The sequence below is a fragment of the Sulfurospirillum sp. 1307 genome, from assembly GCF_054408545.1.
This window is the reverse complement of the sequence record NZ_CP176011.1, coordinates 1,745,953-1,760,480: the sequence shown is the minus strand read 5'-3', so window position 1 is coordinate 1,760,480 and position 14,528 is coordinate 1,745,953. Positions and strand designations below refer to the sequence as shown.

Annotated in this window: 14 protein-coding genes and 1 pseudogene; 13 read left to right on the top strand and 2 right to left on the bottom strand. The window is 29.9% G+C overall.

Annotated features, from left to right (window positions below):
* Positions 1–65 precede the first annotated feature (65 nt).
* From ACKGJI_RS08940 to ACKGJI_RS08880, 13 genes and pseudogenes are all read left to right on the top strand, one after another.
* Positions 66–1,475, top strand: coding sequence for a phosphomannomutase/phosphoglucomutase (locus ACKGJI_RS08940; protein WP_458699941.1), 1,410 nt, complete (start codon positions 66–68; stop codon positions 1,473–1,475).
* 38 nt (positions 1,476–1,513) lie between these two features.
* A complete protein-coding gene (locus ACKGJI_RS08935; RefSeq protein WP_458699940.1) occupies positions 1,514–1,876 on the top strand; it encodes a four helix bundle protein in 363 nt (120 codons plus the stop codon).
* Positions 1,869–3,005, top strand: a complete 1,137-nt coding sequence (locus ACKGJI_RS08930) for an NAD-dependent epimerase (RefSeq protein ID WP_458699939.1) — start codon at positions 1,869–1,871, stop codon at positions 3,003–3,005. Before ACKGJI_RS08935 ends, ACKGJI_RS08930 begins: the two co-directional genes overlap by 8 nt.
* Positions 3,002–4,243 carry a glucose-6-phosphate isomerase gene (locus tag ACKGJI_RS08925; protein WP_458699938.1) on the top strand — a complete coding sequence of 414 codons (1,242 nt, stop codon included), beginning with the start codon at positions 3,002–3,004 and terminating at the stop codon, positions 4,241–4,243. Before ACKGJI_RS08930 ends, ACKGJI_RS08925 begins: the two co-directional genes overlap by 4 nt.
* Positions 4,240–5,079 carry a UTP--glucose-1-phosphate uridylyltransferase GalU gene (gene galU / locus ACKGJI_RS08920; protein WP_458699937.1) on the top strand — a complete coding sequence of 280 codons (840 nt, stop codon included), beginning with the start codon at positions 4,240–4,242 and terminating at the stop codon, positions 5,077–5,079. The genes ACKGJI_RS08925 and galU overlap by 4 nt, the downstream gene beginning before the upstream one ends.
* Positions 5,080–5,162: 83 nt before the next feature.
* Complete coding sequence (locus ACKGJI_RS08915; protein ID WP_458699936.1) at positions 5,163–5,411, top strand: ComEA family DNA-binding protein; 249 nt, start codon at positions 5,163–5,165, stop codon at positions 5,409–5,411.
* Positions 5,412–5,519: 108 nt separating this feature from the next.
* A complete protein-coding gene (locus ACKGJI_RS08910; RefSeq protein ID WP_458699935.1) occupies positions 5,520–6,332 on the top strand; it encodes a DNA ligase in 813 nt (270 codons plus the stop codon).
* Positions 6,322–7,578: a Vi polysaccharide biosynthesis UDP-N-acetylglucosamine C-6 dehydrogenase TviB gene (gene tviB, locus ACKGJI_RS08905; RefSeq protein WP_458699934.1), complete on the top strand. Its 1,257-nt coding sequence runs from the start codon at positions 6,322–6,324 to the stop codon at positions 7,576–7,578. Before ACKGJI_RS08910 ends, tviB begins: the two co-directional genes overlap by 11 nt.
* A gap of 364 nt (positions 7,579–7,942) precedes the next feature.
* A pseudogene (locus ACKGJI_RS08900) lies at positions 7,943–8,041 on the top strand (sugar phosphate nucleotidyltransferase); the annotation flags it as partial.
* Between the two features lie 508 nt (positions 8,042–8,549).
* Positions 8,550–9,692 carry a tyrosine-type recombinase/integrase gene (locus tag ACKGJI_RS08895; RefSeq protein ID WP_458699933.1) on the top strand — a complete coding sequence of 381 codons (1,143 nt, stop codon included), beginning with the start codon at positions 8,550–8,552 and terminating at the stop codon, positions 9,690–9,692.
* Positions 9,693–9,753: 61 nt separating this feature from the next.
* Positions 9,754–10,035 carry a type II toxin-antitoxin system RelB/DinJ family antitoxin gene (locus ACKGJI_RS08890; protein WP_458699932.1) on the top strand — a complete coding sequence of 94 codons (282 nt, stop codon included), beginning with the start codon at positions 9,754–9,756 and terminating at the stop codon, positions 10,033–10,035.
* Positions 10,020–10,292, top strand: a complete 273-nt coding sequence (locus ACKGJI_RS08885; protein ID WP_458699931.1) for a type II toxin-antitoxin system YafQ family toxin — start codon at positions 10,020–10,022, stop codon at positions 10,290–10,292. The genes ACKGJI_RS08890 and ACKGJI_RS08885 overlap by 16 nt, the downstream gene beginning before the upstream one ends.
* Before the next feature lie 343 nt (positions 10,293–10,635).
* Positions 10,636–11,247, top strand: coding sequence for a hypothetical protein (locus ACKGJI_RS08880; RefSeq protein ID WP_458699930.1), 612 nt, complete (start codon positions 10,636–10,638; stop codon positions 11,245–11,247).
* Positions 11,248–11,891: 644 nt separating this feature from the next.
* Here ACKGJI_RS08880 and ACKGJI_RS08875 read toward each other — a convergent pair.
* Together ACKGJI_RS08875 and ACKGJI_RS08870 are read right to left on the bottom strand one after the other, a co-directional pair.
* The gene (locus ACKGJI_RS08875) at positions 11,892–13,934 is read right to left on the bottom strand and encodes a DEAD/DEAH box helicase family protein (protein WP_458699929.1); all 2,043 of its coding nucleotides are present in this window, start codon (positions 13,932–13,934) and stop codon (positions 11,892–11,894) included.
* A gap of 264 nt (positions 13,935–14,198) precedes the next feature.
* On the bottom strand, positions 14,199–14,420 hold the full coding sequence (locus tag ACKGJI_RS08870; RefSeq protein WP_458699928.1) for a hypothetical protein: 222 nt from the start codon (positions 14,418–14,420) through the stop codon (positions 14,199–14,201).
* Between the last annotated feature and the right edge of the window lie 108 nt (positions 14,421–14,528).

Sequence of the window (14,528 nt, the reverse complement as noted above, 5' to 3'; positions counted from 1 at the left end):
TCTAATAGTTGCTAAAGAGATGATTAGATATAATAATCCATTTAAAAAAGTTAGTAGGAAAAACAGTGAACAGTATCTTCAGAGAGTATGATATCAGAGGGATTTTTGAAAAAGAGTTAAATGAGAAGGTTGTAAAGCTTATTGGTTATTTTTTGGGTTTACATGTAAAAAAACTTGGTGGGGTTGTGGCTATTGGTTATGATGCTAGGAGTCATTCTCCTATATTGCATGATTGGCTTACTAGTGGCTTTAACAAGGCTGGCTGTGAAGTTTTGAGCATGGGTCTTGTGGCAACTCCTGTTAATTATTTTTCAAATTATCAAACATTTGATGGAATTAGCCCAAATGCTTCAGTGATGATTACAGGTTCTCACAATCCAAGTGAGTATAATGGATTTAAAATTACTATGGATAAAAAGCCTTTTTTTGGAGAAGATATTTATGCTTTAGGTAGGGAGATTTTAGCAAATCTTGATTTATCGATTGAAGATAATACTACATGTAAAAAAATAGATGCAAAAGTTAGATATATAGATTATTTAGTAAAAGAGTTTGAGCATCTACAAGGTTTTGATGTACCTTTTGTTTATGATTGTGGCAATGGTGTAGCTAGTGTTGTTGCTAGTCCTATATTTAAGCGATTAGGTTTTGCTTGTAGGGGACTTTTTGTTAGGCCAGATGGAACTTTTCCAAATCATCATCCAGACCCAACAGTTGAAGAAAATTTAGTTGATATAAAAAAAGAGTTAGCAGGTGATTATCACAGAAACCTTTCATCTAAAGATGAAACCGCATTTGCTGGTTTTGAGTATGGATTTGCATATGATGGAGATGCTGATAGGATTGCTTTTTTGACAAAGAAAAACAATGTCAAAGGTGATATAATGGCAATACTTTTTAGCGAAGCTATGAAAAATCCAAAAGTTGTAGGCGAAGTAAAATGTTCTCAAGTGATGTATGATACTATCAACAAGTATGGAAAAGCTTACATGTACAAAACTGGTCATAGTAATTTAAAGGTAAAAATCGCTGAATTAAATGCTGATTTTGCAGCTGAAGTTAGTGGGCATCTGTTTTTCAATGATAGGTATTTTGGATATGATGATGCAATTTACGCAACTCTTAGGATGATTGAGCTTATAAAAAATGGTTTACATGTAGACAGTAGAATTGCAAAACTTCCTAAAGTTTATTCGACCGAAGAGATAAAAGTAGAAACAACGGAAGATGAAAAGTTTAAGTTGGTAGATAGGGTAAAAGAGTTACTAAAAAACCCTCCAAATGATTTTCCAAAGATTAAAGATATTGTTGATGTTGATGGAGTTAGAGTTATATTTGAAGATGGTTGGGGTTTAGTAAGAGCTAGTAATACAACCCCAGTTTTAGTAACTCGTTTTGAATCAACTGATGAAAATAAAGCAAAACTTTATGAAGAAAAATTAAACGAGCTTATTTTGAAGGCAAAAAATGTTTAATTTTGAATTTTGAATGTTTAATTTTAAATTGATTGAAAATGAAGAATAATATAGTATTAGATAAATCATTTGCTTTTTCAGTGAGAATTGTAAAATTATATCAATATCTTTATAGAAAAAAGAGTGAATATGTTTTATCGAAACAACTTTTAAGGTCGGGTACATCAATAGGTGCCAATGTAAATGAAGCTCAAGCGGCTCAATCAAGAAAGGATTTTATCTCAAAGATGAGTATTGCTAGTAAAGAAGCAAGAGAAACTAAATATTGGATAAATTTATTGATAAAAACTGATTATTTAGATGACAATGATAAGAATACTAAAAGCTTAATAGAAGATACAGATGAGATAGTGAAATTATTAACTTCGATAGTAAAAACAAGTGGAGAAAAAATTGAATAATTCAAAATTAAAAATTAAAAATTCATCATTACTAAAATCTCAAAAGATTTTAGTAACCGGAACAGCAGGTTTTATTGGAAGCCATTTAGTCTTAAGACTTCTTGAAAGAGGTGATGAGGTTGTAGGATTAGATAATATAAATGACTATTATGACCAAAATGTGAAGTACGGTAGATTAGTAAGAACAGGTATCATTGAGGATTTAAAAGAGGGAGAAGATATAGCCTATAATAAGTTGATTACTAGTAAAAAATATCCAAATTATAAATTTATAAAGTTAAATCTAGAAGATAAAGAAAACCTAGAAAAGCTTTTTAAAGAAGAAAAGTTTGACAAAGTGTGCAATCTAGCGGCCCAAGCTGGTGTTAGATACTCCCTAAGTAATCCTGATGCTTATATACAAAGTAATATCGTAGGGTTTTTAAATATCTTAGAGTGTTGCAGGCATTATGATATCAAACATCTTGCATATGCAAGTAGCTCTAGTGTTTATGGATTAAATAAAACTCAACCTTTTAGTACAAGTCACGATGTGAGTCATCCTATCAGTCTTTATGCAGCTAGTAAAAAAAGTAACGAACTTATGGCTCATACTTATTCTCATCTTTATGATATTCCAACAACTGGACTTAGATTTTTTACTGTTTATGGACCATGGGGAAGACCTGATATGGCACTGTTTTTGTTTACAAAAGCTATTATTGAGGGTAAGAGTATAGATGTTTTTAATTATGGTAATATGCAAAGAGATTTTACTTATATCGATGATATAGTTGAAGGTGTTATTAGAGTCATAGATAATCCTCCAAAAGGAGTTGGCGAAGAAAAGATTAATCCATCAAATTCAACTGCTCCATATAAAGTATATAACATAGGAAATAACAACCCAGTAAAACTCATGGATTTTATAGAAGCATTAGAAAAAAAGCTAGGCAAAACTGCAAAGAAAAATATGTTACCACTTCAAGCAGGAGATGTTCCTAGTACTTATGCTGATGTAAATGACCTCATAGAAGATTTGGATTATAAACCTGAAACTAGTATAGATGAGGGGATTGGTAAGTTTGTGGATTGGTATGTTGATTTTTTTCTCACAGAGAGTGACAAGCACAAGAAGGTGAGATTATGACAAATAAATTATTTTTTGATGTTATGGCAGAAGAGGGTATATATGAAGCTATTTGTGATGAAACAAAAAGCATTGGTTACTACTCTTTGCCTGAGCAAGATTTAAGTGATTTAGAACATTATAAAAAAGAGTTTGAAAAGAAAAACAAAGAAGTAACTCATCTAGTTATCATAGGCATAGGTGGGAGTTCACTTGGCTTAAAAGCGATTTATAGGACTTTAAAAAATATAAAAAATTTTACTAAAAAAATTCATTTTTTAGAAAGCACAGATCCAGTTGCACTAAGAGCTGAGTTAGAAAAAGTAGGATTAAATCATGCTCACTTTTTCATAGTAAGCAAATCAGGAACAACGATTGAAACTATGGCAATATATAAATATATTTTAGAGTTATTAAAAAACAATAATATTAGTGAAGATTACAGATTTACTTATGTGACAGACAAAAATAGCCCGTTAGAAAAACATGCTAAGAGTAAAAAATCTTTTTGCCTAGAGATTCCAAAAAATGTGGGAGGAAGATTTTCAGTTTTATCAAATGTTGGATTAGCTCCTCTTAGTCTTATTGAAGTTGATATAAAATCTTTACTAAAAGGTGCTGGTTTTGTAAAAAATAGTTTTTTTAATGATGGATATTTAAAAGACATACTTCTTAAAAAAGCGACCTATTATGCAAAAAACTCCATGAGATATAATATAAATGCTCTTTTTATATATAGTGAGAGTTTTAAATATTTTGCAGAGTGGTATGTGCAGCTTTGGGGTGAGAGTTTGGGTAAAAAACAACTTCATAGTAGTTTTAATGTAGGTTTAAGTCCAGTAGGATTAATAGGCCCAAAAGATCAGCACTCATTTTTGCAACTCATAGTCGAAGGGCTTAGAGATAAAAGTGTAACATTTTTGAAGATAAATAATTTCAATGAGGATTTAAATATACCAAAAATTGAATTAAAAGAGTTAGAAAATTTAAATCTCATTGATAATCTAAGCTTTAATCAACTCATAAACCTACAAGCTGATTCAGTCATAGAAGCACTTGTACAAAAAGCAGATATTCCAGTTGATTTGATTGAGCTTGAAGAAATAGATGAAGAAAATATTGGAAAATTTATATTTTATTATGAATTATTAACTTCAATTACTGCTAGTCTTATAGGTGTAAATGCTTATGACCAGCCTGGAGTTGAAGAATCAAAAGTTATATTAAAGAAAAAATTACAAAATAGAGGATTGTTATGAAAAGTATAAGAAAATGCCTATTTCCAGCTGCAGGTTATGGAACAAGATTTTTGCCTGCTACAAAAGCAATGCCTAAAGAGATGTTACCAGTTTTAACCAAGCCACTTATCCAGTATGGGGTAGAAGAGGCTATAAAAGCAGGCTGTCAAACTATGGCTATTGTAACAGGGCGAGGAAAAAGAGCGATAGAAGATCATTTTGATATAAGTTATGAGTTAGAACACCAAATACAAGGTACTAAAAAAGAGCATTATTTGAATGAAATTAGAGATGTGATAAGTAAGTGTACTTTTTCATATACAAGACAGATTAAGATGAAGGGTTTAGGGCATGCGATACTAACTGGAGAAACTCTTATCTCAGATGAGCCATTTGGAGTAATTTTAGCAGATGATTTGTGCGATGGCGATATACTATCTCAAATGGTAAAAGTTTATGAAAAATATAATTGCTGTGTAGTAGCAATTGAAGAAGTTCCTTTTGAAGAGACTAGTAAATACGGGGTAATTGCCGGACATTTGGTAGATGGCAGTGATGATACATATAGAGTTGAGAATATGGTAGAAAAACCAGATCCAAAAGATGCCCCAAGTAATCTAGCTATAATTGGAAGATATATTCTAACACCTGATATTTTTGAAATCATAAAAGAAACAAAACCTGGAATTGGTGGAGAGATACAAATAACTGATGCACTTTTAGAAATGGCAAAAAAAGGAAAAGTCATAGCATATCAATTTAAAGGTAAAAGATTTGACTGTGGCAGTATAGATGGATTTGTAGAAGCTACTAATTATTTTTATAATAAGACTTTAGAATCTAGTTTACTTGATTAAAAAGCAGTCTAATAAAGATAAAATAATAATTATATAAGTTATATTATGTTAATCTCGTGTAAAATTTCATAAGGAGGTACTACATGAGAGTACTATTGGCTTTAATTTTATGTTTTGGTTTTTTATTTGCTAGTGTTGATATCAACAAAGCAGATAAAAAAGAGTTTTCAACTTTAAGTGGGATTGGTATGAAGAAAGCTGAACAAATAGTAGCTTTTAGAGATAAAAATGGTTGTTTTAAATCAGTAGATGATTTAGCAAAAGTTAAAGGTATCGGCAAAAAAACTATTGAGAAAAACAGAGAAAATCTTACAGTTTCAGAGTGTAAATAGTTTTTTACATGTAAGCCTTATGAAAAGGTTTACATGTTTATATTAGAAGGAATGAATTGAGAAAAAAACTTAAATTTAGAACTTTTGTAAATAGCTTGGTAACACTAAATGATTAGATTTTTTATCTTATTTATTCCTTTTCTTCTTTTTGCTAGTAAACCTAGTTTATTACTTTTAAAAACTTATAAAGACCAAAATATCTCAGGGTGGCTCATGAGTGAAAAACTTGATGGCATTAGAGCTTATTGGGATGGTAAGAAACTATTAAGTAGAAGTGGTAAAAAATTTAGTGTTCCAATTTGGTTTATAAAAAATTTTCCGTCTTTTGAGATTGATGGTGAGCTTTGGAGCAAACGAGGAGATTTTGAAAACATCTCTTCAATAACAAGTAAAAAAATACCTCATGATGGATGGAAACAAATAACTTACAATATTTTTGAGGTACCTAACCAAAAAGGTGGATTAAAAAAGAGATTAAAAGTTTTAGAAGACTACTTAATAGTACATCCAAATAAATATATAAAGATTATAAAACAAACTACATGTAAAGATAAAAAGCACTTAAAATCTTTTTTAAAAGAAGTTGAAAATAAAGGTGGAGAGGGTGTAGTTATAAGAGATCCCAATGCACCTTATATAGATAAAAGAACTTCAAAAGTGTTAAAAGTTAAAAGTTTTAAAGATACAGAGTGTAAAATAATAGCTATAAATCAAGGCAAAGGAAAATATCTACATGTAATGGGATCATTAACTTGCAAGTTAGATAATGGCAAAGAGTTTAAGATAGGAAGTGGATTTAGTGATGAGCAACGAAAAAATCCACCTAAAATTGGCTCAATAATAACATTTAAATATAAAGAATTTACAAAATATGGAAAACCAAGATTTCCTGTTTTTTTAAGGGTAAGAGATGAAAGATAAAATAGCAATAATAGGCCTAGGCTACGTAGGACTACCACTAGCTGTAGAATTTGCAAAGAAGTATGAAGTAGTAGGGTTTGATATATATCAAAAAAGAATTGAAGAGCTAGAAAATGCTCACGATAAAACATTAGAACTTACAAGCGAACAATTAAAAGAAGCTATTTCAAATGGTATCAAATTTACTTCTAAGCTAGAAGATATCTCTACATGTAACATTTACATAGTAACAGTTCCAACTCCAATTGATAAAAATAAAAGGCCAGATTTAACTCCTCTTTTAAAAGCAAGTGAAAGTATAGGTAAAGTTCTTAAAAAAGATGATATAGTTATCTATGAAAGTACAGTTTACCCTGGTGCTACTGAAGAAGATTGTGTCCCAGTCTTAGAAAAATTTAGTGGCCTGAAATTTAATCAAGATTTCTTTTGTGGATATTCTCCAGAGAGAATAAATCCAGGAGATAAAAAGCATACAGTAACAAAAATCCTAAAAGTAACTAGCGGAAGTACTCCGAAGATTGCTAAAAAAGTAGATGAGTTGTACAAATCAATAATAACAGCAGGAACTCATAAAGCCCCAAGTATCAAAGTAGCTGAAGCTGCAAAAGTTATAGAAAACTCTCAGCGAGATATAAATATAGCATTTGTAAATGAATTAGCACTTATTTTTAATAAGCTAGGAATTGATACAAATGCAGTTTTGAAAGCCGCTGGAACTAAATGGAACTTTTTGCCATTTAAACCAGAACTTGTAGGAGGTCATTGCATAGGAGTAGATCCATACTATTTAACCCATAAAGCTCAAGAAGTTGGTTTTCATCCTGAGATAATCTTAGCAGGAAGACGTATAAATGACAGTATGGGTATATATGTGGCAAACCAAGTAATAAAACTAATGATAAAAAAAGGTCAAAAGATAGAAGGCTCAAAAGTATTGGTATTGGGAATTACCTTTAAAGAAAATTGCCCAGATATAAGAAACTCAAGAGTTATTGATGTGATAAAAGAATTAAAAGAGTTTGGATGCAATGTAGAAGTCCAAGATCCATGGGCAGATAAAGATGAAGTAAAAAGAGAATATAATTTAGACTTAATTCAAAATGCACAAATAAACATTCAAAATTATAATGCAGTTGTATTAGCTGTTGCTCATGATGAATTTAAAAGTTTAGATATAAAAACAAATCAAAATCAAGTTATTTATGATATAAAAGGGATTTTGAAAGATTGTGATGGTGGGTTGTAGTGCCGAATAATTTTGAAAAGAATAATATGTTAATTTTTGTGTAAGAGAATTTAATTATATTAAAAGTTGAAATTTAGTAGAATAAAATTACTTAGTTTTGTATAAAATATGTATATAAAAATTATATCAAAATAGAGCTTTATAATTGGGGAATAGAGATAATGTTATGCAGATCTTAGTTGCATTAAATAAGTTTTAGAATAGAAAGTGGCTATAGATTTAGCAACTATGTATGGTAATTTTTGTAATTGATAATCAATGAATCAAAATAGCTATTTAAGTTGAAAAATTAAAATTAATAAAAAATTTTAAATTATTTATAATGTAGAGTAGTAAATATTTGGATTAAGAATGGATATAAAAAATGATTAATATAATTTTATGCGGGGGAAGTGGAACAAGGCTTTGGCCAATAAGTAGGAAGCTTATGCCAAAACAATTTGTGAAATTATTTACTACAAAAAAGGGTGTCAGGCACCAAAAGAAGGCACCAAAAGAGGAATAAAACTTAATATTAAATTAATTAAAAATTTTGTATACTATAAATAACAGGGGTCAGGTACTTTTTATAAACTTTTCTGTGTTTTACATTAATCAATCTCTACACAATCATCGAGAACCAACAAACATCATTCACAACCATCAACAACCACTTCAAGTCATTTCGTGCCTCACAGAGCTTCCTACAGCTTAACTATAACTTAAATCATAACCTTAGAAACCGTTTAAAAAGTGAGGGTTGTGCCAGCAATATGACAGCAACTTTATATCAATCATTCATCGATGTATAGGGCTATTAAAGCAATCAAACCTATCACATTCTTTTATTCCATTTGCCAGCTATATGCCAGCAAGCTATTTTTTGCTACTTGTATTTTACAATTTTGTAATTTTTACTAAATTTTTTTCATTTACCCCCTGTACGATTGTAATTTTCTGTTATACAATTTATAAAAAAGCAAGGAAAAGCTATGAAACTAACACAAGCATTTGTAAAAAGGGCAAAATGTGAAAAAGACAAGAGCAAACAAGAATTCCATGATGATGAATTAAAAGGTTTTATGCTTGAAGTAAGAGCCAATGGAAGAAAAACATTTTATTTAAGGATAGTTCTACATGATGGCAAACGAAAATCAACCAAACTAGGCGATGCCACAATCCTCCCAACCCAAGAAGCAAGAACAAAAGCTCTAAAACTAAAAAGAAGTCTAGAAGAGGGCAAAGAAGTCATCATAGATACTCCACCACCTGAGTTCTCCTCCATGACATTACTTAGCTTCTATCACCAATACTATCTCCCATTTGTACAAAAACATGTAAAGAGCTGGAAGAGTAATGATAGCATGATGCGAGTACATATACTCCCAAAGTTTGGAAAATATAAAATGAGTGAAATAAAAAAACATGATATCATGAAAGCCCACATAGAGATGGTACAAGTAAAAAAACTAAAACCATCTACAGCTAACAAATTTCTCATATTTCTCTCTCAAGCTTACACCATAGCTATCGAATACGAACTAGAAGGAATAGCAAACAACCCAGCTAGTAAAGTAAAACCATTAGAAGAAAATAATGCAAGAGAAAGATTCGTAACCAAAAGAGAAGCTAAACGCTTGATAAAAGCAGTCAATGAATCACAAAACATAAATCTAAAGTACATTATACCCTTTCTACTTCTTACAGGAGCAAGAAGAGGAGAAGTATTAAAAGCACAATGGAAAGATATAAATCTAAACCAAAACATTTGGACAATCCCAACAAGTAAAAATGGTAAAAAAAGAATTCTTCCAATATCAGAAAAACTAAAAGAACTCATATCAACTATACCAAATCATTCAAAATATCTATTTCCTTCTCCAAAAACGGGAATACCTCAAAATGACTTCTATCGCTCATGGGATCATGCAAGAAGAAAAGCAGGATTAAAAGATGTAAGACTTCATGATCTAAGACATAGCTTTGCATCTGCTCTTGTTAACAGTGGAAGAAGTCTCTATGAAGTACAAACCTTGCTAGGACACTCCAATATGAAGATGACACAAAGATATGCTCATCTTAGCAATGAATCTTTGATGAATGCTATCAGTTGTGCTGGGAAGTTGTTGGATTAAAAAGTATTGACAAAGACACACATTGTGTGTTATACTATTTAAAACAGTAGAGGAGAATGAAATGATTACAACAGTTACCAATAAAGTAAGAACCAATGTATATCTGGATAAAACTATGAAAGAACAAGCTAAAGATATATTTAAACAGTATGGTATGGGTTTAAGTGATGCTTTTAATATATTTTTATCTCAGTCAGTGATGGAGAAAGGAATTCCATTTGAGATAAAGATACCAAATACTGAAACATTACAAGCTATGAAAGATATTGACGAAGGTGTTGATTTAGAAGAGATAAGCTTTGACCAACTAAAAGATGATATGAAAAAATGTATCGTAAAATAAAAAGAACTAAACTATTTAATAAAGATAGCATAAAAGCTAAACTTACAGACCAGCACTACAGCAAGTTTATTATCTATGTAGGTAAACTATTAGCAGGTGAAGAACTCCCATCAGAAGCACAAGACCATCCACTTAAAGGTAATTATCAAGGATATAGAGAGTTTCATGTAAGTGGAGATATATTGGTTATATACAAGGTTACAGAAGATACATTATATCTAGCAAGAATAGGAACACACGCACAGTTATTTAAGTGATGCATAGCTTATGAAAGCAGCTTTTTAGGCTGGGAAGTTGTTGGATTAAAAGAAATATGGGAGTTACCCAAACATATGAGTAGGTAAAAATAAATTCCAAACAAGCATCATGCTTTAGCAAAATATTCATCCTGAATGCTAAAATATCCACAAATAAGTTCTCAACCGTGCTTAACCATTTGTGTGATATAATCTGTTATTGTTCTACTTGGAGCATTAAAACGACAGTAGCTAAAGGTTCATCCAGTGCCTATCCATCTACTGTCATTTAAGTGCTTGGATAGATGGGTGAAACTGGATAATTTACTTCATCTCACTTAAATTTATAGTTCCGGATGATAGTATGAATATTGAAAATACGAATATTGATGAGATGAAATCCCAAGATGAAGAATTTACAGATGAACTTTTAAATGATGGACTTGAATTAGCATCTACTATAGTAGATCTTGATGAGAAATCCAAAAAGCTAAAAGATGATGAGATGCTTGTTGTATCCAAACAAAAAAAGAGAAAAGTGTCAGCACCTTATGCCTATGTTGCAGTTGGTAATGGTAAAAAACTAGGATTAAAAGACGCAGAAGCATCAATTGATATTATCAAAGAAATGGTTGATATGAGAGTAAATGGAAGAAGAGCATTAGATAAATTAAAAGATTGTATGCTATCAAACGACCACATATTTGGAATTATAAAAATAAAAAGCTCAAGTTGGACAAAAAAAGAAAAAGATAACTGGCAAGATGGAATTAAAGAACTTATGTCTAAAGATTTTGTAAGGAGAGTGAAAAGAGCTCAATACATTATAAACCCAAAACTTTTAGTGCCTACAGGAGACCCAACAGTAGAAAAATACTTAAGCCAAGAAGAAAAAGCTAAGAGACATTTAAAATATATCAATACGGTTATGAGTAATTGGAGTAAGTTGAATACGACAAATCTGATACAAATTTAACCCCTACTAAATAGGGTATAACATCATACAATAACCCTACTTTATAGGGGTATAAAAACTATGATAAAAGACTGTATATAGGCATTTCTATATTATAAATATAATAACTAACAAATTAAAAAAGAACTTGGTGAGGAAGAATTCCCCCTCCAAAGTTCTTTCTCTCCTATTTTTCAGAGACGTGCCACTTGATAAAGCGTTGAGTGTTGCGTCAGACATCAAGAAAAGTTTTAGCGAAGTGAAACGCAGCTAAAAGCTTTTTGAAGATGGCTGTAAGCATAAACTCAAAAGCTTTTGAAAGTGGTGGAAAGTCTCTGTTGTTTTTATTATTATTTTTTAATTTCTAAAAACGATAGCTCTACGCAAGAACGTTCTTCGCTCTTTCAGAGCTTCGTCTCCTTCATCTTTATTCTTACAGCTACTTCAACAACTATTGCACTTCGCTACGCTCGTTCCATAGATTGTCTCATAGCTGACGAAACAGAATCAGTCGAACACTAGAATGATGAAAGTGGATGAGTGAATGATATGTCTTCATACAATCAAATAAACCCACCAAAAAGCCACAATCTAACTCCACCCAACATATCCATCATCTTACAACCAAATAGCTCTTAAACCTAAAAAACCACCTTCTCACAATGTCATAGTGAGCTTCTAAAAAAGACTAAAGATTTTTTATCGAGCATACCTTTATCTAAACCAGATTCTGATAATTGTGTGGTAAATTCCTCTTTATTTATCAATCTACTTATAGTTGATTTGGGAATTCCTGTTTTATTTATAATAGTTGTTAGTCGTACTTCTTGTGATTTTTGTAGTTCTTCTTTTATTGTACTTATAATAGCTTCTATTTTTAGGTAAGGTTTAGATTTGTTATTATTTGTATCCCCCAATATTGGTGACCATTTATCTATCTTTGCTCCTTTAAACTGATCTATAAATATATCTACAACATCAAAGTATTCATCTTTTTGTGCATAAAACAGATAAACATGGCTAAGGGGGCAGTTACCTTTTGTATCAATGATATTTCTTATAGCACTTCTGTTAACTGCTTGAACTAAATCATCTGCTAATTGTGTTACTTTAAATTTATGCATAATTTTACCCTCTATCCTATAAGACTGATATAAATCTTCAAAGCGTCCACATGCACTGATAAAATTAGCATAATATTCTAAGTTTTTATAAAACTGCCAACCTATCACAATAACTCTATTACAATCTTGCCAATTATTTTTACCTAAATGGTCTCCCCAGTGAGTGAAGCTAATTCGTTTATTAACGCTTAAAGATTCCATGGTTTGTCTAAAGCTTTTGGATGTTATCACTAGTATTTTGTCATCGTTGTATGCCAATAAACTATTGATAAGCTCAAGATATTCTTTAGCTTCTTTTGTTCCTCTTTTAGTTTTCATAATAGTGCTTTTGCCTTGAAAAAAACCTTTTGCAGTATGTATTGTTAAATTATTATATATTTTGGTTGGCGTAGTTTTAATAATTTTAGTTGTTTTTAGTCCATATTGAGATTCGATTTGATAAAACATATTAATTTTAGCAGTTGCATCTAAAGTAACGCAGGAACCAAAATTATTTTTTATAGGCACAATAGTTGTAATAGATTCGTCATTACCATTTTTATAATAGAAAAAATCATTACTAACTATTTTTTGTAATGATTTCAAAAACGTTAAAAGTTTTATTTTTGACTGCTTGTTGTAAAAAGCTGTTTCCTTCGGCATTAATGGATTCTTGACAAAATATATATTTGCATTTTTAATCACCTGAATAATATTTTCAATATTTTCATATTCATGCTTAAAATTATATTTTATTATTTTACAAGTGTTATCATATGTTGAAAAAAGGATATTTGAATTGTTGCTAGATGCCGTAGCTTTAAGCTTATCAAAAATTCCTTCAAAAAATTCTAAAATTAGTCTTATGTTTAAAAATGCTTCTAGAAGTATTTCGTTATCATTGTGTTCATATATCGAATCTATTTGATCCATTTTAATATATTCTTTGACTTGAAGTTTGCTGACAGTATATTTTCTATGATATTTTATGCGTTCATCTATCAATATAAAATCTCTATTTTTGTTATTAAAATTTTTATATATATCTACTTCTTTATTTTGGTTGGCGTTAAGAAACATATTGTGAGTAATGACGATGCATCTATAATTTTTTAATTCTTCTTTTTCAATTCTAAGATGATGATTATTGTTTTCATTTGATATCTGATAAAAACATCTCGCATAATTATCATTTTTACTCCATTCATTTATTTGTTCGCAAAACTCTATTGCTTGATCTACTCTTTGAACAACAATTAATGAGGATTCTTTTTTTAATAAAGAAATATATAATTTTGCTGATAATGATTTAGCGCTACCAGTTTGAGGAGAAACAATCAGATTTTTAAATTTAGAAGTATTCTGATTTAAGTAAATTACTTGATTAAATGTTTTACACATTTCTGTAATTAAGCTTGGTGTGTCTTCTGACAAAAATATTTTGAAATATTTCAATTTTTTGGTTACAGCTTTAATTAAATGCTTAGGATGAATGGGATAAAGAGGAAAATTTTCTGTTGTAGTTAAGTATTTATCTGAATAGTTAAATAAAGTATATGGAATAGCGTTTATTTTACGTCTTTTTTCTTCTTTTGTTAATTTCAATATTATACTCTTTTGACTTAAATATTATATAATGATATTTAAATACCATGTTTTCTATATATCAATACTTTTCTATTTTCTATTTTTACAATCTATTTCTATTAATACAAAATTATACTATTATTAAGTTTATAAGTAAAACCCAAATAATTAGATACAAATTATGTACTTTAAAGTGAAAAAGTCACACTCAAATACTTTTACTTTTTTCAAAACGAGAGGTAATTGTAGTGCAAATAATATCAACTTCAATCACTACAACAACTACCTCACTTTATGCTTTTCAATCCACTCATCAATTTCATATCTATCATATCTGATGAAGTTACCCATTTTGAGGAAAGAAAGATTTGAATCACTAGTTGCCATACGAGCTTTACTCTGCCAACTTTTACTGAAATCATATTTAGCTTCTAGATCTGATGGTGTTAACCATCTTTTTTGAGTATTTATAGTTTCACTCATAACTTTTATTAAATTACTCATTTGTAATTCCTTTGTGATAATTTAGTAATGTATTACTATTTTTGAGTTCAGTTTTACAATATAAAACCTATTAAAAAGAATTGTAAAGAAATTTTTTGATTTTTAAAT

What these genes read in the sequence shown, in the direction of transcription:
- ACKGJI_RS08890 (WP_458699932.1), top strand. Translation starts at nt 9,754, where the DNA reads ATGATTACAACAGTTACCAATAAAGTAAGAACCAATGTATATCTGGAT.
- ACKGJI_RS08895 (WP_458699933.1), top strand. Translation starts at nt 8,550, where the DNA reads ATGAAACTAACACAAGCATTTGTAAAAAGGGCAAAATGTGAAAAAGAC.
- ACKGJI_RS08925 (WP_458699938.1), top strand. Translation starts at nt 3,002, where the DNA reads ATGACAAATAAATTATTTTTTGATGTTATGGCAGAAGAGGGTATATAT.
- ACKGJI_RS08910 (WP_458699935.1), top strand. Translation starts at nt 5,520, where the DNA reads ATGATTAGATTTTTTATCTTATTTATTCCTTTTCTTCTTTTTGCTAGT.
- ACKGJI_RS08915 (WP_458699936.1), top strand. Translation starts at nt 5,163, where the DNA reads ATGAGAGTACTATTGGCTTTAATTTTATGTTTTGGTTTTTTATTTGCT.
- ACKGJI_RS08935 (WP_458699940.1), top strand. Translation starts at nt 1,514, where the DNA reads ATGAAGAATAATATAGTATTAGATAAATCATTTGCTTTTTCAGTGAGA.
- ACKGJI_RS08880 (WP_458699930.1), top strand. Translation starts at nt 10,636, where the DNA reads ATGAATATTGAAAATACGAATATTGATGAGATGAAATCCCAAGATGAA.
- ACKGJI_RS08885 (WP_458699931.1), top strand. Translation starts at nt 10,020, where the DNA reads ATGTATCGTAAAATAAAAAGAACTAAACTATTTAATAAAGATAGCATA.
- ACKGJI_RS08870 (WP_458699928.1), bottom strand. Translation starts at nt 14,420, where the DNA reads ATGAGTAATTTAATAAAAGTTATGAGTGAAACTATAAATACTCAAAAA.
- tviB (WP_458699934.1), top strand. Translation starts at nt 6,322, where the DNA reads ATGAAAGATAAAATAGCAATAATAGGCCTAGGCTACGTAGGACTACCA.
- galU (WP_458699937.1), top strand. Translation starts at nt 4,240, where the DNA reads ATGAAAAGTATAAGAAAATGCCTATTTCCAGCTGCAGGTTATGGAACA.